The sequence below is a fragment of the Nocardia sp. NPDC023733 genome, assembly GCF_040639775.1.
GTDB classification, from domain to species: domain Bacteria; phylum Actinomycetota; class Actinomycetes; order Mycobacteriales; family Mycobacteriaceae; genus Nocardia; species Nocardia rosealba.
In genome coordinates, this window is sequence record NZ_JBFAAN010000014.1 from 1 (window position 1) to 17,776 (window position 17,776).

A 17,776-nucleotide genomic window follows, 5' to 3' on the forward strand; every position below is an offset into this window, starting at 1 on the left:
GCTCGCGCTTCGCGCATGCGCAACGGCGGCTAACTCGCGGCCGGGCCGCTACGCCGCTTCGCGGCGGACCCTCCTCGAGGTCGGGTCGTGCGGGGCAGGGAGTGCGGTCATGGCGGATGACGGGTGTTCTGTGAGCAGTCCAACTACGTAGTGTCGTAGGTCATGCGGCACAATGGGCGCATGGGTTTCTTTGATCTGCGGTCTGTCGCGAGTCGGTTTCGGTTCTTCGCGGTGCTCGAGGCCATTTCCTGGGTCGGTCTGCTGCTCGGAATGGCGTTCAAGTACCTGCCCGAGGAGGGCAACGAGATCGGTGTGAAGATCTTCGGTCCGGTGCACGGTGGCATCTTCGTGCTGTTCGTGCTGACCGCGCTGCTCACCGCCCGCGAGCTGAACTGGAACTGGAAGACCACCGTCCTGGCGCTCGCCTCGAGCATTCCGCCGCTGTTCACCGTGATCTTCGAGGCCTGGGCCGTGCGCACGGGCAAGCTGGGTGAGCTGAGCGCGAACAGCAAGGGCGCCGCGGCTGCCACCTCCAGCGCTTCGTGACAAACTGGAAACCGTGACTCGACCCGCTTCCCGTCGTCCTTCGCCCGCCGTCGCCGCTGCCATGTCAGGGGCGGTGGATCTGTCCGGTCTCAAGCAGCCTGCCGCCGCTCCGGGTGGCGCGGGCGCGCCGGGTGACCATTCGGTCACCGAGGCCGACTTCGAGACCAAGGTCATCCGACGCTCGATGCAGGTGCCCGTGGTTGTCGCGCTGTACTCGCAGCGCAGCCCGGGCAGCGTCGAGCTGGTGCGCACCCTGGAACGGCTCAATGCCGACGACCGCGGTGCGTGGGATCTGGCCGTGATCGAGGCCGAAGCCAATATGAACATCGTCCAGGCGCTGCGGGTGCAGGGCATTCCGACGGTGATCGCGGTGGCCGGTGGGCAGCCGCTGGCCGACTTCGAAGGCGCGCAGCCCGAACCGCAGGTGCGTCAGTGGCTCGACGCGGTCGTCGAGGCGACCGCGGGCAAGCTCGAGGGCAACGGCGCGCAGGCCGAACCCGAGAACGACGACCCGCGCTTCGTGGCCGCCGAGAACGCGCTCGCCGAGGGCGACATCGCGGGTGCCGAAGCCGCCTACGACGCCATCCTCGCCGAGGAACCGAACAATGCCGAGGCCAAGGCGGCGCTGCGGCAGCTGAAGTTCCTGACCAGGGCCCAGCAGATCGATCCGGGCGTGGTCGCCACCGCCGACGCCGACCCGGGCAATCTGGACGCCGCCCTCGACGCCGCCGATGTGGAACTGCTCGAACAGCGTCCCGAGGCCGCGTTCGACCGGATCATCGCCGTCGTCAAGCGCACCGCGGGCGACGACCGTGACCGGGCCCGCACCCGCCTGCTCGAACTCTTCGAATTGTTCGATCAGGCAGAGCCTTTCGTGATCGCCGCGCGTCGCAAACTGGCCGCCGCGCTGTACTGACACCCATCGACCACGGGCCGCCCGGCAGTATGCCTGGGCGGCCCGTCGTATATCCGGCCTCAGGCGGGCGCGCTCAACCAGAGGGCGCTGTGCGGGGCGAGTCGCACGGTGGTCGAGGCGGGGTGACCGTGCCAGGGGGTGTCCTCGGCCGTGACGGCACCGAGGTTGCCTATACCCGAACCGCCGTATCCGGTGGCGTCGGTGTTGAGGATCTCCGACCAGGAACCCGTGTGCGGCAAGCCGATTCGGTAGTTCTCGTGGGTGGCGCCGGAGAAGTTGAACACGCACGCGACCGCGCTGCCGTCACTGCCCCAGCGCAGGAACGCGAAGACGTTGGCGGCGCTGTCGTCGGCCTCGATCCAGGAGTGCCCGCCGGGGGTGGTGTCTTGCGACCACAGCGCCGGATGCGCCACGTAGGTGCGGTTGAGATCGGCGACCATGGTCGAAATACCCTGGTGCAGTGGGTTTTCCAGTTCGTACCAGTCGAGGCCGCGATCGTTGTCCCATTCGCGGAACTGGCCGAATTCCTGGCCCATGAACAGCAGTTGCTTGCCGGGGTGTGACCACATGTAGGCGAGCAGGGCGCGCACGCCGCTCGCCTTGGCGAAATCGTCGCCGGGCATGCGAGTCCACAGCGTGCCCTTGCCGTGGACCACCTCGTCGTGACTGATCGGCAGCAGGTAGTTCTCGCTCCAGGCGTAGACGAGGGAGAACGTCATCTCGTTGTGGTGCCAGGCGCGGTGGATGGGGTCGCGGCCGAGGTAGCCCAGGGTGTCGTGCATCCAGCCCATGTTCCACTTCATGGTGAATCCGAGGCCGCCCACGTCGGTGCCACGGGTGACGCCGGGCCAGGTGGTCGATTCCTCGGCGATGGTCACCACGCCGGGGTGGGCGCTGTGCACGGTGTCGTTGAGTTCCTGCAGGAAGTCGACCGCTTCCAGGTTCTCGCGACCACCGTAGATGTTCGGTTCCCAGCCGCCGGCCGGACGTGAGTAGTCCAGGTACAGCATCGAGGCGACGGCGTCGACGCGCAGGCCGTCGATGTGGAATTCCTCGATCCAGAAGGTGGCGTTGGCGACGAGGAAGTTGCGCACCTCGTTGCGGCCGAAATCGAAAACGTAAGTGCCCCAGTCGAGTTGTTCGCCGCGCCGCGGATCGGGGTGTTCGTAGAGCGGGGTGCCGTCGAAACGTGCCAGCGCCCACTCGTCGCGCGGGAAATGGGCGGGCACCCAGTCGAGCAGCACGCCGATGCCCGCGTTGTGCAGGTGGTCGACGAAGTAGCGGAAGTCGTCGGGGGTGCCGAAACGCGAGGTCGGCGCGTAGTAGGAGGTGACCTGGTAGCCCCAGGAACCGCCGAAGGGGTGCTCGGCCACCGGCAGCAACTCGACATGGGTGAAACCCGCTGCCCGGACGTAATCCGCCAGTTGCTCGGCAAGTTCGCGGTAGTTCAGGCCGGGGCGCCAGGAGCCGAGGTGCACCTCGTAGACGCTCATCGGGGAGCGGATGGCGTCGGTGCTCGCGCGCCGGTCCAGCCAGGCGCTGTCGCCCCAGATGTGGTCGGCGCGGGCCACGACCGACGCGGTGGCGGGTGGTACCTCGGTGGCGAAGGCCAGCGGGTCGGCGTGGTCGACCACGCGGCCGTCGGCGCCGTGCACCCGGTATTTGTAGCGCGTGCCCGGACCGACACCGGGAACGAAGACCTCCCACACTCCGGACGTGCCGAGCGCGCGCATCGGAGCCGATTGCCCACCCCAGTGGTCGAAGTCGCCGAATACCGTGACGCCGCGCGCGTTGGGTGCCCACACCGCGAACGACGTGCCGTCGACATCGCCGTCGAGGGTGGTGTAGTGGCGGGGGTGCGCGCCGAGCACCTCCCAGAGCCGGGTGTGCCTGCCCTCTCCGATGAGATGCAGGTCGAATTCGCCGACGGTCGGCAGGAAGCGGTAGCCGTCGGCGGTGACGACCGTCGGGCCGCCGGGGTAGTCGGTGCGCACCCGGTAGTCGTCGATCCGCGGGTAGGGCAGGACGGCCGCGAAGATGCCGTGCCCCAACGACTTCAGCCGATGTTCGGCGCCGCCGACGAGGACGGTCACCGTGTCGGCGTGCGGGCGCAGCACGCGCACGGCGGTGCCGTCGGGGTGAGGATGGGACCCGAGAACGGTGTGTGGGTCCGGATGTGTGCCTGCGGCCAGCAGCATCAGATCGCGGCGCTTCATCTAGAAGCTCCGCCGGAAGGTGAGGGCCGCACGGGCTTCGGCGGGAACCGCGGGCAGGGCGATGATGTGGGCGACCGCGCGCGAGGGGTCGAGCCGCACCCAGTTGCGCTGGCCCCAGTGGTATTCCTCGCCGCTCACCTCGTCGAACACCACCGGGTGGTCGTGCCATTCGCGCCCGATCGCCGGCATGTCCAGGCTGACGTGACCGTCCTCGGGGGCGTAGGGGTTGAGGTTGACGATCACCAGCACCGCGTCGCCGCTGGCCGGATCGAATTTCGAGTAGGCGATCAGCGCGTCGTTGTCGACGTGGTGGAAGTGGATGCAGCGCAACTGTTGCAGCGCAGGGTGATTGCGGCGGATCTCGTTGAGCCGGGTGAGCCACGGTTCCAGCGACTCACCGCGGTCCAGGGCGGCGGCGAAGTCGCGCGGGCGTAGTTCGTACTTCTCCGAATTCAGGTATTCCTCGCTGCCCGGGCGCACGGCCTCGTGCTCGAACAGCTCGTAGCCCGAATACACGCCCCAGGTGGGGCTGAGGGTGGCGGCGAGGGCGGCGCGCACGGCGAACATGCCGGGGCCGCCGTGCTGCAGGCTCTCGTGCAGGATGTCGGGGGTGTTCACGAACAGGTTGGGGCGGGCCTCGTCGGCCTTGGCGGCCAGCTCGTAGCCGAACTCTTGGAGTTCCCACTTGTGCACGCGCCAGGTGAAATACGTGTAGGACTGGGTGAATCCGCGCCTGGCCAGGCCGTACAGGCGCGCCGGGCGGGTGAAGGCCTCGGAAAGGAAGATCACATCGGGGTCGGTGCGGCGCACCTGCGCGATCAGCCACTCCCAGAAGTCGGCGGGCTTGGTGTGCGGGTTGTCGACGCGGAAGATGGTGACGCCCAACGCGATCCAGTGCCGCACCACGCGCAGCACCTCGGCGTAGATGCCGTCGGGGTCGTTGTCGAAATTGACCGGGTAGATGTCCTGGTACTTCTTGGGCGGGTTCTCCGCGAACGCGATGGTGCCGTCGGGCAGGGTGGTGAACCACTCCGGATGCTCGGCAACCCAGGGGTGGTCGGGGGCGCACTGCAGGGCCAGGTCGAGGGCCACTTCGAGGCCGAGTTCGGTTGCCTTGGCGACGAACTCGGTGAAATCGGCCTCGGTGCCGAGTTCGGGGTGGATGGCGTCGTGGCCGCCCTCGGCCGAGCCGATCGCCCAGGGCGAACCGACATCGCCGGGCTCGGTGGTCAGGGAGTTGTTGCGGCCCTTGCGGTTCACCGTTCCGATGGGGTGGATCGGTGGCAGGTAGACCACGTCGAAGCCCATGCCCGCGATGCGGGGCAGGTCGCGGGCGGCCGTGGCGAATGTGCCGTGCACGGGGTTGCCCTCGGCGTCGCGGCCACCGGTCGAGCGGGGAAAGAACTCGTACCACGAACCGACTAGGGCGCGCCGGCGTTCGGCGAGTACCGAGAACTGCTGACCGCGCGTGACCATCTCGCGCAACGGGGCGGCCCGCAGGATCTCGGCGACCTCCTCGGTGAAGGCAGGCGCCACCCGCGCCGGGAGTTGTTCCTCGCTGCGCAGGGCGTTCGCGACGGCGTGCAGCCGCTCGAACTGCCGCTTCGGCACCGCCTGGGCGGCACGCTCGAACAGGCGGGCGCCGATCTCGAGATCGTTGGCGAGATCGGTGGCCGACTGACCGACCGACAGCTTCGCCTCGACCGCCGAGCGCCAGGTGGCGATGGGATCGCTCCAGCCCTCCACCCGGTAGGTCCACACGCCGGGCACGTTGGGGGTGAACACCGCGTTGAACACGTCGGGTTCGTAGTCGGGCGTCATCCGGATGCGGGTGACGCGCGAGGATCCGGGCGCGCGCACGGCCAGGCTCGCGGCAACCGCGTCGTGGCCTTCCCGCCAGACGACTACCCGGACGGGAAAAACCTCGCCGACCACGGCTTTGGCCGGGCGGCCGCCTGCGATGGACGGGGCAATGTCATCGATGGCAATCCGGCCGCTCACCCATGCCAAGGTACTGCACACCGCGCCCGATCGCCGGGACGAGCGCGCGAGGTCAGGGCAGGGGAGTGCGCAGACCGGCCAGGAGACGGTCGAGGGCGGCGAGGGCGTCGGGCAGGGAGCCGGGATTGGTGGCCAGCCAGAGGGCTGCCTCGTTCATGGCGCCCGAGAGCAGATGGGTGAGTGGGGTGACCGGCTGCGGGGGCAGCGTGCCCGAGTCGACGAGGGTTTGCAGCGCCTCGCCCAGGTGGCGGGCGGAATTGGCCTCGTCGAGGGCACGCCACTCGTGCCAGCCGAGCACGGCAGGGGCGTCGACCAGCATGATGCGCTGGATGTGCGGGTCGGCGCAGGCACGCAGGAACGCCGCGCAGCCGGTGGTGAGCTGGGTCCAGGGGTCGGGCTCGGCGTCGGCGGCGGCCGCCACCTGCTCGCCGACCTCCTGCTGCACCTGCGCGAGGACGGCCTTGAACAGGTCGGCCTTGCTCTCGAAGTGGTGGTAGAGCGCGCCCTTGGTGACACCGGCTGCGGCGACGATCTCCGAGAGCCCAACGGCCGCGTACCCTTTCGCCGCGAAAAGCTCCCTGCTCACCCGCAGCAGCAGGCGCCGGGTCTCCTCGCGCTGCCGCGCCCGTGCCGTCGAAACCATCGCCGTCCTCCCATTGACCTACCGCCGGTATGTGAACTAGCCTACGACACATACCAACGGTATGTGAAAGGTGAACACCATGCGGCTCAGCAGCTGTTACCCCGTCCTCGCCACCAGCCGAATCGCGGAATCGCGCGACTTCTACACCACCTGGTTCGGCTTCGAGATCACCTTCGAAGCCGACTGGTACGTGAGCCTGCGCCGCCCCGCCCGCGACGGCGAACCGTCCTGCGAACTGGCCCTGCTGGATCCCACCCACCCGACCGTTCCAGCGGGTTACGGCAAGCCTGTCCAAGGCCTGCTGCTGAACTTCGAGGTCGACGACGTAGACGCCGAATGGGAACGAATGGTCGTCACCGGCGGCCTCCCCACCGAACTCGACCTGCGCACCGAAGACTTCGGCCAACGCCACTTCATCCTCGCCGACCCCTCAGGCGTACTGATCGACGTCATCACCGAAACCCCACCCACCCCCGAGTTCGCCACCCAGTTCACCCCAGGCGCCAAAGCAACCGACTGAGCACAGGGACAACTCACCGAGAACGGCCCTACGCTGATCCGCGACTCCGCCTAGCCGCCGACACAAAGTCCCCCCACGCCCGAGTCCGGCTCGAGTCTCCGGAGCAGCAGGCGAGCACATGGGTAACTCCCCGGGAACGGGCTCACCCAGCCACCACCCCAAAGCTTGCCGCGTCCCCAACTCACTCGGTTCCCGAGTCTGGCCAAAGGTCGCGGGGAGGCGGGCTAGCCAAAAGACGCGGAGAGGCGGGTGAGCTAGTGTTTGGCGGGTGAAGGCACTTCGTCGGTTCACTGTCCGTGCCCATCTGCCGCAGCGGCTCGCCGCGCTGGGTGAGTTGTCGACGAACCTGCGGTGGTCGTGGCACGGCCCGACGCAGGATCTGTTCGCCGACCTGGATCGGGACCTGTGGCGCACAGTCGGCCAGGACCCGGTGCGGATGCTGGGGGAGGTGCCCGCCGAGCGGCTCGACGAGCTCGCCGCCGACCCCGCCTATCTCGCGCGCGTCGACGCGGCCGCCGAGGGCCTGCGCGGCTATCTGAGCAGGCCGCGCTGGTTCCAGGAGCAGCACACCACCCGGGTGGCCGGGATCGCCTACTTCTCGATGGAGTTCGGTGTCACCGAGGTGCTGCCCAACTATTCGGGTGGGCTCGGGATCCTCGCCGGTGACCATCTCAAGGCGGCGTCGGATCTGGGTCTGCCGCTGATCGGTGTGGGTCTGCTGTACCGGTCCGGGTATTTCCGGCAGTCGCTGTCGGCAGATGGTTGGCAGCGCGAGCACTACCCGGCGCTCGACCCGCAGGGCCTGCCGCTGCGCCTGCTGACCAGTGACGGTTCGCCGGTGCTGATCCACGTCGCCATGCCGGAGGGGCGGGTGCTGCGGGCGCGGGTGTGGATCGCCCAGGTCGGACGGATCCCGTTGTTGCTGCTCGACTCCGACATCGCCGAGAACGACCCGGAACTGCGCGCGGTCACCGATCGCCTCTACGGCGGCGATCAGGACCACCGGATCAAACAGGAGATTCTCGCGGGTATCGGTGGGGTGCGTGCGGTGCGGGCCTACACCCGTGCCAACGGCCTGCCCGATCCCGACGTGTTCCATATGAACGAGGGTCACGCCGGTTTCCTCGGAGTGGAACGGATCCGCGAATTCGTCGCGGGCGGACTGGATTTCGACACCGCGCTGGCGACCGTGCGGGCCGGGACGGTGTTCACCACCCACACCCCGGTGCCCGCCGGTATCGACCGGTTCCCGATGCCGTTGGTGCGCAGGTATTTCGGCGGCGCCCACGGCGAGACCGAATCCGCCTTGCTGCCAGGGCTTTCCGTCGACCGGATCCTCGCTTTCGGGCGCGAGGCCGATCCGTCGGTGTTCAATATGGCGCACATGGGTCTGCGGATGGCCCAGCGCGCCAACGGTGTCTCGCGGTTGCACGGTGAGGTGAGCCGTGACATGTTCGCCGGGCTCTGGCCGGGATTCGACGCCGCCGAGGTGCCGATCGGTTCGGTCACCAACGGCGTGCACGCGCCCACCTGGGCCGCCCGTGAATGGATCGACAAAGCACGCGAACTCGTAGGCCCCGAACTGGTGGAGGAGGCGCGCGGCTGGGAGAAGCTCAGCGACGTCGACCTCGAACAGCTGTGGACCACCCGAAATACATTGCGCGGGGTCCTGATCGAGGAGGTTCGCCGCAGGCTGCGCGAGTCCTGGTATCAGCGCGGCGCAGCCGAGGCCGAATTGGGCTGGGTGGACGACGTTTTCGACCCGAATGTCCTCACCATCGGTTTCGCCCGCCGGGTGCCGACCTACAAGCGCCTCACCCTCATGCTGCGTGACCCCGACCGGCTGCGCGCCCTGCTGCTCGACCCCGAACGCCCGGTGCAGCTGGTGGTCGCGGGCAAGAGTCATCCTGCCGACGACGGCGGCAAGGCGCTCATCCAGCAGGTCGTCCGCTTCGCCGACGATCCGGCCGTGCGGCACCGCATCGTGTTACTGCCCGACTACGACATGTCGATGGCCCGCTACCTGTACTGGGGTTGCGATGTGTGGCTGAACAATCCGCTGCGCCCGCTCGAGGCGTGCGGCACCTCGGGCATGAAGTCGGCGCTCAACGGTGGGCTCAACCTGTCGATCCGCGACGGGTGGTGGGACGAGATGTACGACGGCGAGAACGGCTGGTCGATCCCCACCGCCGACGGTGTGCGCGACGAAGTTCGCCGCGACGACCTCGAGGCGGCGGCACTCTACGACCTGGTCGAACGCACCGTCGCACCCCGCTTCTACGACCGGGACGCGAACGGGGTGCCGGTTCGGTGGACCGAGATGGTCCGCCACACCCTGCAGACCACCAGCCCGAAGGTGCTCGCCTCACGCATGGTCCGCGACTACGCCGAGCAGTACTACGGTCCGGCGGCCGCGGCGTTCGCGACCGCGTCGGCCGACGATTACGCGGGCGCGGCGCGGGTCGCCGAATACCGGCGGCGGGTGGAGGCCGCGTGGCCTTCGGTGCGCGTCACCCAGGTGGACAGCGCCGGCCTGCCCGACACCCCGGTGATCGGTGCGGAACTGTCGCTGGACGCGCGCGTGGAACTCGGTGGGCTCGCGCCTTCGGATGTGGTGGTGCAGGCGGTACTCGGGCGGGTGTCGCCCGACGACGACCTGTCCGACACCACGACCATCGAGATGCGGCACACCGGCAGCGACGGCGCGACGGAGCTCTACGAGGTGCACGCGCCGGTCCCGCTCTCGGGTGCGGTCGGGTACACGGTTCGTGTGCTTCCCCACAATCCGCTGCTCGCCACCGACGCCGAACTCGGCGTGGTGGCTGTCGCGGGCGCGTGACCCTACACCCCCGGGCGATCGCGGGTTCTTCGATTCAGTGAACTTTCCGCTACCGTTCCGGGGCATCCTTCTTCTTTGAACCCGCGGACTGGAGAGTCATGGCCAGCGATGTCGTAACCCGCGCCCGGCGGCGCATCGACGGATACTTCGGTATCACGTCGACCGGGTCAACCTTCAAGCGCGAGGCGATGGCGGGCACGGTCACGTTCCTGGCGATGTCGTATGTGCTCGCGGTGAACCCGTCGATCCTCGGCGACGAAGGTGCGCTGGGCGACAAGGGCATTCCCATGCAGGCCGTGTTCACCGCGACGGCCGTCGCCGCGGTGTTCGGCACGCTGGTGATGGGGCTGTGGGCCAAGTACCCGATCGCGCTGGCGCCGGGCATGGGGCTCAACGCCTTCTTCGCCTACACCGTGGTGCTGAGCATGGGCATTCCGTGGCAGGTCGCCCTGTCGGGCACGTTCCTGTCCGGCGTCATCTTCTTCGTGCTCGCGATCACCAAGGTCCGCGAACGGATTCTCAACGCCATCCCGTTGCAGATGAAGTTCGCCGTCGGCGCGGGTATCGGGTTGTTCGTCGCGTTCCTCGGGCTCAAGAACGCGGGCATCGTGGTCAACAACGAGGCGACGCTCGTCTCGCTCGGTGACTTCACCAAGGGCACCACGCTGCTCGCGCTGTTCGGCCTGGTGGTGACCGTGATCTTCCTGGTGATCGGCTGGCACGGCGCGGTGCTCTACGGCATCGTCGCCACCACGATCGTCGGCATGGTCTCGGGGCTGGTGAAGGTGCCGGACGGTATCGCCGAGATGCCCAAGGGGTTGGACCAGACCTTCGGGCAGGCCATCATCCATCTGCCCGACGCGTTCACCGGGCAGATGATCGTCGTCGTACTCACCATGCTGTTCGTCGACTTCTTCGACGCCTCGGGCACGCTGATCGGCGTCGCCAATCAGGCGGGCCTGCTCAACAAGGACGGCACGCTGCCCCGCGCGGCGAGTGCGATGGCCGCCGACTCGGTCGGCACCACCGCGGGCGCGATCATCGGTACGTCCACGACCACGGCGTATGTGGAGTCGACGGCCGGTGTGTCGGCGGGTGGTCGTACCGGGCTCACCGCGGTGACCACCGCGGGCTGGTTCCTGATCGCGATGTTCTGCTATCCGGTCTTCTCGGTGATCGCGGGCTCGGGCGAGGTCACCTCGGCCGCGCTGATCGTGGTCGGCGTGCTGATGGCCCGTGCGCTCGGCGATATCGACTGGCAGCATCTCGAGTACTCGGTGCCCGCGTTCATCACCGTCATCATGATGCCGCTGACGTATTCGATCGCCAACGGTCTGGCGATGGGCATGATCTTCTACCCCATCGTGATGGTGGCCAAGGGCCGAGCGAAGGAAGTGCACCCGGCGATGTGGGCGCTGATGGTGCTGTTCCTCGCCTACTTCTTCTTCCTGGTCGAGTAGGTGATCCGGGCGTAGGTATGTCTATACTCAGCCTAGGCTTGCCTAACTTGAAGGAGATTTACCTATGAAGCGCTCGTTCGCTGCCGCGTCCTTGGCCGTAGCCACCCTCTTCGCGCCGGTCACCGCCGCCGTCGTCGCCACCGCGCCCGCCGCGATCGCCGCCCCGGCGACCCCATCCGCCGGTGAGCTCCAGGGCAAGCTGCAGGCCGCCATGAACGGCTCGGCCGCCGAGCTCGAGTCGGGCAACCCGGGCGGCCTCGCGGTCGTGAACCAGACGGTCAACCGCATCCCCGGCTACAGCTGGAGCGTCTCCGGTCCGGTCACCGTCGCGGGCGACACCCTGTCGGCCACGCTGAACAGCACCCTCGGTGACTACACCTTCCCGATCCCGGTGACCTGGAAGGACGTCGACGGCACCTGGAAGCTGTCGCAGGAATCCGAGAGCACGCTGGTGAGCTACGCGACCATGGCGTGGTGAACTGAGCTTTCCGCGAAGAGGGCCGCCCCGGATGGGGTGGCCCTTTTTGTTCTTTTGTGACGCGGATCACGCCCTTGGGATGGCTGTCGTGAAATAGTAGTTCCGGGCCCAGGGTTGTGACCGAGTGGGCAATCGGACTCCAGTCCGGTTGCGAGATGTTTCGAATCGCAGATGAGGACACGCCATGACCGACACCGCCACGCGCATCGCTCCGAGTACCACCGCTACTACCGACGAAGCCACCGCGACCAGCATCGGCCTGCTGGTTCTCCGCATCGGCTTCGGTGGCCTGATGGCCGCCTACGGCACCCAGAAACTCTTCGGCTGGTTCAACGGCATGGGGTGGCAGACCACCGCCGACAGCTTCACCGCCATGGGCTACAACCCCGGCGAACTCTTCGGCACGCTGGCCGGTGTCACCGAACTCGTCGGTGGCCTGCTGCTGGTGTTCGGCCTGTTCACCCCGCTGGCCGGCGCGATCGTGCTCGGCACCATGATCAACGCGATCAACGTGATGTGGGCCGGTGGTCTTTTCCCGACCGATCCCGCCGTGCCGGGCTTCACCACCCCGCTGCTGTTCGCGCTCGTCGCGGGCGCGCTGGCCTTCACGGGCCCCGGCCGGTTCTCGCTGGACGCCGGTCGTCCGTGGGAGCGCCAGGGCGTGGTGTGGGGTGCGGCGGCCGTCGGCATCGCTGTCGCGGCGGCCGTGCTGACGCTGATCCTCAAGGCTGTGCTCTGACATAGCTGCTCCGGCGGCGCGGTGACTTCGGTTGCCGCGCCGCTTTTTTCGTCATGCGCTGGTCACTTTTTCGATGCCGTGGGTTGCCCGGAGTGTGCGCGGGTGTCGGCGGGGGCGGATAGTCTCGTCGGCGATACCGCTCGCACGGTGTCGACCATCGTCCGCGCGTCGAAGAGGAGAGCTGCGATGAAGGCCTATGACCTGGGGTTCGGGGATTCGGCGGACAAACTGGCCGAGACAACGGGTGGTGAACCGCTCGAGCTGGTCTCGCCGGTGCGCGCCGGGTGGATCGGTAGCGAAGGTCCCGGCATCGACCCGGCGACGTGGCCGCGCGGACCGGTCACCGGGCTGCCGATGATGCACGCGCTCACCCTGCGACTGCCCGCCGACTTCCAGCGGCGCGGACCCGGCTTCCCGGCGATCGCGTTCTTCCAGGGCGAGGGGCAGTTCGCCGACGCGACCGCTCCGGTCGAGGCCGACGCCGGCTCCGACGACCCGCTGGCGCGCGACCTGGTCACCACCCGGCTGCACCCGCAACTGAATCTGCTGCACGACGAGATCGGCGGGGTGTTCGCGCTGATCTGGTTGACCGAGAAGGAGTTCGAGGCCGGTCCGGTGGCGCCGCCTGCCGATATCCGCCCGCCCGGCTCGCCCGCTGCGAGCGACGAGGGCTGTAATGCCTGGGACGACGTGCACCCGACCGTCGGTGTGTGGCTGGCCGAGCGCGTCGACGATCCCAATGTCGGCATCCCGCCCGTCGAGTACGTGCCCGACACCACCTACCAGGACCCGCTCACCGACGATGCGGGCTGGACCCCGTGGGCCGAACCGCTGTTCGGCCGTTCCCATCTCGGCGGCACCGCCTTCCCTGTGCAGGCGCTGCCCGAGGGGCTCACGCCCTACTACCTCGAGATCGAGGAGGTCTCGGGCATGAACTTCGGCGGCGGCAACGCCCAACTCGACCTGGAGTCAGGCGTTTTCGACTGGGCGTGCGGGTAGCTCCGCCGGGATCACCACGGTCTCGACGGCTGTGGTCGCAGGTGAAATGCCTTCGGCCACAGCTGATTTCGTTCTCCCTCGATACACGTGGACGGCGATGCCCGCGAGCACGATCAGGTAGATGACGACGTAGATGTTCAGCAGCACCTGGTGGAAGGGCCACCACGGCGGCAGCAGGAAGGTGCCGACACTGACCCAGGTGGGGGTGTAGTTGTAGGTCCAGGCGGCGACGGCCAGGTAGAGGCCGGCGGCGGCGAGGAACCACGGCAGCCGGGTCTGGGCCCGGTGGATCAGGTACACCAGCAGCGGCACGAACCATACCCAGTGGTGCCCCCACGAATAGGGCGATACCGCGCAGGCGGTGAGGCCGCCGAGCGTCACCGACAGCAGCGGTTCGTCGCGGCGCACGAGCACGGCCGCCAGCCACAGCGCGACCAGCGCCACCGGCACCGCGATCAGCAACCACAACCACACCGGCGCCGGGTCGTGCAGCAGATGGGCGATCGCGCCGCGCAGCGACTGATTCGACGGATGCACATCGGGAGCGATCCGGCCCGATTGGAAGAACGTGGAGGTCCAGTACTGGTAGGAATCGCGCGGCAGGATCAGGCCGGTCACCCCGATCGTCGCCATGAAGGTGAGTGCGGCGGTGAGCGCCGCCCGCCACCGGCGCTGAGCCGCGTACTGGGCGATGAAGAACAGCGGGGTCAACTTGATGCCCGCCGCGATACCGACGCCCAGGCCACGCAACTTGCTGTCGGGCCCACGGGAGAAGTCCCACAGCACAAGCATCATCAGCCACAGATTGATCTGCCCGTAGTACAGCGTGGTCCGCACCGGCTCGATGAAGGTGCAGGCCAGGCCGATGAGCATGCTGAGCACGACCAGGCGCGGCGTCACCCGGTAGCCGAGCATCCGCCAGCTCTGCAGCACACACACCACCAGAACCACCAGGTTGAGCACCAACCAGACCGAGGTGACCAGGTCCCACGGCACCAGTAGCAGCGGCAGGAACACCAGTGCCGAGAACGGCGTGTAGGTGTAGAGCAGGCCGTAGTGGGTGGGCTCGATGTAGAGCGCCTTGTCGTGTAGCGCTCGCCAGCCGCCGTCGCGGTAGATGTGCACGTCCAGGCCGCCGGCGAGGATGCCGCCGCTGTTCATGTACGGGTCCATGGTGGTGAACAGCAGCGTCACGCCGAGGGCTGCGGTACCGAGTAGCAGGATGAGCGTCAGGGTGATGCGCGGCAATTCCGCGCGTCGAGATCTCTCCGCCACGGCCGTGCTACCGGCCGGCTCGCGTCGTATGCACGACTAAGAACCTACCGCGCCGGTCTCCGGGGGTCGCCCTCGGTAGGCACCGTCTATCAATTGGACACTGTAGAGCCGCGCTGACCTGCGGTTCACGCGTGCAGGGTGAGCATGGTGTCGGCGCCGTGATGGAACTCGTAGCGAGTCTTGCGTAACGAGGTCCGGATGCCCTTGTCGTGCAGTTCGGTTCGCAGGTGGGCGATCAGGTCGTCGAGCGGGGCACCGGTGTAGTCGAGCAGTGGGTACACCCTGGTCTCCACCGTGGCCACCCGGGTGAGTTCGAGCAGGGCGGCCAGGTGGAAGTCGGCGTCGAGCCGGTCTGCGTAGCTGAACAGCAGGTGCGAGCTCAACGCCAGATCGAAGGAGCCGTCGGCACACGGCAGCGAGGGCAGGCGCCCGGCGAGGTAGCGGTGCGGTGCCGCGCACACGTCGACGGCGAAGCGGGCGGCGGCCGCGCGGCGCATCGCGGCCTGCTCGGCTGTGCCGCCGTACCAGTCCCAGCGGTAGCGGCCCGCGTGGCGGTGCGCCCACGCCACCGCGCGCTCGGTTTCAGGGACGGCGCGGGCGGCCAGTTCGCCGGGCTCGCTCGCGTAGATGGGGTCGATCGCGGTGACCTCGGCGCCGAGGGCACTGGCCTCGGCGGCGAAACTCGCCGCGCCGCCGGGGCAGTCGAGGATGCGTCGGCCGGAAAGGTCTTCGTCGGACAGGCAGAACATCGCGCGGTACTCGGCCAAAGATCTTGCGCTGACCAGAAATTCGTCGAGTACCTCGCCATCGGCGTGGTGCGTCATCACCCAACCGTCTCACGGGTCACATTCAGCTGGTAGTGATTTCGCCGGTGTGGTCACCCGGATTGCACGACTCGCGGTGAAAAACTGTGCCGCTCAAGCGGATGCGGTGAGCCTGCGCAACGCCTTGGCTACCACCTGCGGGTCGGTGGTCTCCCAGTACGGCGGCAGTGAGGCCCGCAGATAACCGCCGTAACGTGCGGTCGCCAGGCGCGAATCGAGAATGGCGACGACACCTCGGTCGTCGACACTGCGCAGCAAGCGGCCGGTGCCCTGGGCGAGCAGCAGCGCGGCATGGTTGGCCGCCACCGCCATGAACCCGTTGCCGCCACGCGACTCGACCGCGCGCTGACGTGCGGTGAGCAGCGGGTCGTCGGGGCGGGGGAACGGAATGCGGTCCAGGATCACCAGACTCAGCGACGGGCCGGGCACGTCGACGCCCTGCCAGAGGGTCAGGGTGCCGAACAGGGACGTGGCCGGGTCGTCGGCGAACTTGCGCACCAGCGCACCCATCGAATCGTCGCCCTGGCACAGCACCGGGGTGTCGAGCCGTTCGCGCAGCGCCTCGGTGGCCGCCTTGGCCGCGCGCATCGAGGAGAACAGGCCGAGCGTTCGCCCGCCCGCGGCGGTGATGAGCTGCTCGATCTCGTCGAGGTAGGTGGGGGAGAGGCCGTCGCGGCCCGGTGCGGGCAGGTGCTTGGCGACGTACAGGATGCCCGACTTGGCGTGGTCGAACGGGGAACCGACGTCGAGGGAGCTCCAGCGCACCGACTCCACGTCCGCCGGTGGAGTCGCGCCGTTGGCCAGTGCCGGATCGGTCTTGCCGGACGACTGCGAGGGCAGGCCCCAGGTGATCGCGAGACCGTCGAACGATCCACCGATCTGCAGGGTCGCCGAGGTGAGGATGACGGTCGCGGTGCCGAAGAGCCTGCTGCGCAACAACCCGCCCACCGACAGCGGCGCCATCCGCAGGGTGCGCCGGGCGACACCGCGCACTTCGTCGGCCGAGAGCCAGATGACATCGTGGCGCGCGGCCGGATCGGACTCCTCGAACGCGGTGAGCGCGCGCACCGCCGCGTCGTGCACCTCGTCGAGCGCGGCGACGGCCAAGGTCTTGGCGGCCGCGTTGTCCGGATCGTCCTGGGTTTTCACGCTGCCCTGCGGTGCGAGCGCGGTGCGCGCGTTCCAGGCGGCATCGCGCACGAGGGCGAGGACGGGGGCGATGCCGTCGGGCAGCTGGTCCCAGCGACCGGCAGGCAGGTCCTCGATGGCCTGGTGGAAGGCTTCGGCGGCGCCCTCGAGCCGGTCGACCTCACGCTCGTCGACCAGCTTGGTGCAGCGGCGGGCCGCGGCGCTGATGGCGGTGGCGCCCAGTTCGGCGGTGGCGACGCCGGTGACCCGGTCGACCAGTTCGTGCGCCTCGTCGATGACGACCACATCGTGCTCGGGCAGGATCTGGATGCCGCTGATGGCGTCGATGGCCAGCAGCGCGTGATTGGTGACGACCACATCGGCCTGCGCCGACTCCGCGCGCGCCTTCTCGGCGAAGCAGTCCTGACCGAACTGGCAGCGGCTCTTGCCGAGGCACTCGCGCGAGGACACGCTCACCTGCCGCCAGGCCCGATCGCTCACGCCGGGGGCGAGCTCGTCGCGGTCGCCGGTCTCGGTGTCGGAGGCCCACTCGTTGAGACGCTGCACCTCGCGGCCGAGGCGGGAGATGGCGAAGGCGTCGAACAGCTCCGCCTCGCCGCCGGTGTCCTCGGGGATCACGCTGTTGATCTTGTTCAGGCACAGATAGTTGTTGCGGCCCTTGAGAATCGCGAACTGCGGGACACGACCGAGCGGCTTGGTGAGCGCCTCGGCCAAGCGGGGCAGATCGCGGTCGACGAGCTGACGTTGCAGCGCGATCGTCGCCGTGGACACCACGACCGTTCGCCCGGTGCGCACCGCGTGCCGCAGGCTGGGCACCAGATAGGCCAGCGACTTACCGGTGCCGGTCCCCGCCTGCACGGCCAGGTGTTCCTTGGTGTCGATCGCGTGGTCGACGGCGGAGGCCATGGTGGTCTGCCCGGTGCGCTCGGTGCCGCCGAGGGCATGCACGGCGGTGGCGAGCAGGTCGGCGACGGGTGGGAGTTCGGGCACGGGGCCAGCTTATCCGTGGGGTCGGACAGGTTCGTGGGTGGAGGATTCGGGGTCTTGTGATTGCGGGAGGTATTGGGCTGTGTTTATTGGAGCGCTGGCGCGCTCGAGCGCGGCCCCTAGGGGCCGCGAGTTAGCCACCGTTGCTCGCGCTTCGCGCATGCGCAACGGCGGCTAACTCGCG

At 68.4% G+C, this 17,776-nt stretch carries 14 protein-coding genes; 8 read left to right on the plus strand and 6 right to left on the minus strand.

Features of this window, described 5'->3' with window-relative positions; translation table 11 throughout:
• Positions 1-180: 180 nt before the first annotated feature.
• Together AB0F86_RS29480 and AB0F86_RS29485 are read left to right on the plus strand one after the other, a co-directional pair.
• The gene (locus AB0F86_RS29480; protein WP_067498224.1) at positions 181-546 is read left to right on the plus strand and encodes a DUF3817 domain-containing protein; all 366 of its coding nucleotides are present in this window, start codon (positions 181-183) and stop codon (positions 544-546) included.
• A 61-nt stretch (positions 547-607) separates the two neighbouring features.
• Positions 608-1,462: a tetratricopeptide repeat protein gene (locus AB0F86_RS29485; protein ID WP_356987568.1), complete on the plus strand. Its 855-nt coding sequence runs from the start codon at positions 608-610 to the stop codon at positions 1,460-1,462.
• Between the two features lie 59 nt (positions 1,463-1,521).
• Here AB0F86_RS29485 and glgB read toward each other — a convergent pair whose 3' ends face one another.
• From glgB to AB0F86_RS29500, 3 genes are read right to left on the minus strand one after another with little or no spacing between them, the layout of a single operon-like run.
• A complete protein-coding gene (glgB, locus tag AB0F86_RS29490; RefSeq protein ID WP_356987551.1) occupies positions 1,522-3,678 on the minus strand; it encodes a 1,4-alpha-glucan branching protein GlgB in 2,157 nt (718 codons plus the stop codon).
• Entirely contained in the window at positions 3,679-5,679 is a 2,001-nt protein-coding gene (locus tag AB0F86_RS29495; RefSeq protein ID WP_356987552.1) for an alpha-1,4-glucan--maltose-1-phosphate maltosyltransferase, read from the minus strand.
• A 52-nt stretch (positions 5,680-5,731) separates the two neighbouring features.
• Positions 5,732-6,322, minus strand: a complete 591-nt coding sequence (locus tag AB0F86_RS29500) for a TetR/AcrR family transcriptional regulator (protein WP_356987553.1) — start codon at positions 6,320-6,322, stop codon at positions 5,732-5,734.
• 79 nt (positions 6,323-6,401) lie between these two features.
• On the opposite strand from AB0F86_RS29500, the gene AB0F86_RS29505 reads away from it, so the two are divergent.
• The 6 genes from AB0F86_RS29505 (at position 6,402) to AB0F86_RS29530 (ending at position 13,357) form a co-directional block, all read left to right on the plus strand.
• Positions 6,402-6,842, plus strand: coding sequence for a VOC family protein (locus tag AB0F86_RS29505; RefSeq protein WP_356987555.1), 441 nt, complete (start codon positions 6,402-6,404; stop codon positions 6,840-6,842).
• 268 nt (positions 6,843-7,110) lie between these two features.
• Positions 7,111-9,681, plus strand: coding sequence for an alpha-glucan family phosphorylase (glgP, locus tag AB0F86_RS29510; protein WP_356987557.1), 2,571 nt, complete (start codon positions 7,111-7,113; stop codon positions 9,679-9,681).
• 98 nt (positions 9,682-9,779) lie between these two features.
• Complete coding sequence (locus AB0F86_RS29515; RefSeq protein WP_305082695.1) at positions 9,780-11,141, plus strand: NCS2 family permease; 1,362 nt, start codon at positions 9,780-9,782, stop codon at positions 11,139-11,141.
• 64 nt (positions 11,142-11,205) lie between these two features.
• Positions 11,206-11,619, plus strand: coding sequence for a hypothetical protein (locus AB0F86_RS29520; RefSeq protein WP_225282652.1), 414 nt, complete (start codon positions 11,206-11,208; stop codon positions 11,617-11,619).
• A gap of 184 nt (positions 11,620-11,803) precedes the next feature.
• Positions 11,804-12,358, plus strand: coding sequence for a DoxX family protein (locus AB0F86_RS29525; protein WP_356987559.1), 555 nt, complete (start codon positions 11,804-11,806; stop codon positions 12,356-12,358).
• 186 nt (positions 12,359-12,544) lie between these two features.
• Positions 12,545-13,357 (plus strand): hypothetical protein, encoded by an 813-nt coding sequence (locus AB0F86_RS29530; RefSeq protein WP_356987561.1) that lies wholly within the window; start codon positions 12,545-12,547, stop codon positions 13,355-13,357.
• Here AB0F86_RS29530 and AB0F86_RS29535 read toward each other — a convergent pair.
• The 3 genes from AB0F86_RS29535 to AB0F86_RS29545 form a co-directional block, all read right to left on the minus strand.
• Positions 13,328-14,632 (minus strand): glycosyltransferase 87 family protein, encoded by a 1,305-nt coding sequence (locus AB0F86_RS29535; RefSeq protein WP_356987562.1) that lies wholly within the window; start codon positions 14,630-14,632, stop codon positions 13,328-13,330. The genes AB0F86_RS29530 and AB0F86_RS29535 overlap by 30 nt on opposite strands.
• Positions 14,633-14,757: 125 nt before the next feature.
• Positions 14,758-15,456, minus strand: coding sequence for a hypothetical protein (locus AB0F86_RS29540; RefSeq protein ID WP_356987564.1), 699 nt, complete (start codon positions 15,454-15,456; stop codon positions 14,758-14,760).
• 93 nt (positions 15,457-15,549) lie between these two features.
• The gene (locus AB0F86_RS29545) at positions 15,550-17,595 is read right to left on the minus strand and encodes an ATP-dependent DNA helicase (protein ID WP_356987566.1); all 2,046 of its coding nucleotides are present in this window, start codon (positions 17,593-17,595) and stop codon (positions 15,550-15,552) included.
• Positions 17,596-17,776 lie beyond the last annotated feature (181 nt).

Coding starts and splice junctions, on each gene's coding strand:
- AB0F86_RS29485 (WP_356987568.1), top strand. CDS start 608: ATGTCAGGGGCGGTGGATCTGTCCGGTCTCAAGCAGCCTGCCGCCGCT.
- AB0F86_RS29540 (WP_356987564.1), bottom strand. CDS start 15,456: ATGACGCACCACGCCGATGGCGAGGTACTCGACGAATTTCTGGTCAGC.
- AB0F86_RS29515 (WP_305082695.1), top strand. CDS start 9,780: ATGGCCAGCGATGTCGTAACCCGCGCCCGGCGGCGCATCGACGGATAC.
- AB0F86_RS29525 (WP_356987559.1), top strand. CDS start 11,804: ATGACCGACACCGCCACGCGCATCGCTCCGAGTACCACCGCTACTACC.
- AB0F86_RS29480 (WP_067498224.1), top strand. CDS start 181: ATGGGTTTCTTTGATCTGCGGTCTGTCGCGAGTCGGTTTCGGTTCTTC.
- AB0F86_RS29505 (WP_356987555.1), top strand. CDS start 6,402: ATGCGGCTCAGCAGCTGTTACCCCGTCCTCGCCACCAGCCGAATCGCG.
- AB0F86_RS29520 (WP_225282652.1), top strand. CDS start 11,206: ATGAAGCGCTCGTTCGCTGCCGCGTCCTTGGCCGTAGCCACCCTCTTC.
- AB0F86_RS29500 (WP_356987553.1), bottom strand. CDS start 6,322: ATGGTTTCGACGGCACGGGCGCGGCAGCGCGAGGAGACCCGGCGCCTG.
- glgB (WP_356987551.1), bottom strand. CDS start 3,678: ATGAAGCGCCGCGATCTGATGCTGCTGGCCGCAGGCACACATCCGGAC.
- AB0F86_RS29530 (WP_356987561.1), top strand. CDS start 12,545: ATGAAGGCCTATGACCTGGGGTTCGGGGATTCGGCGGACAAACTGGCC.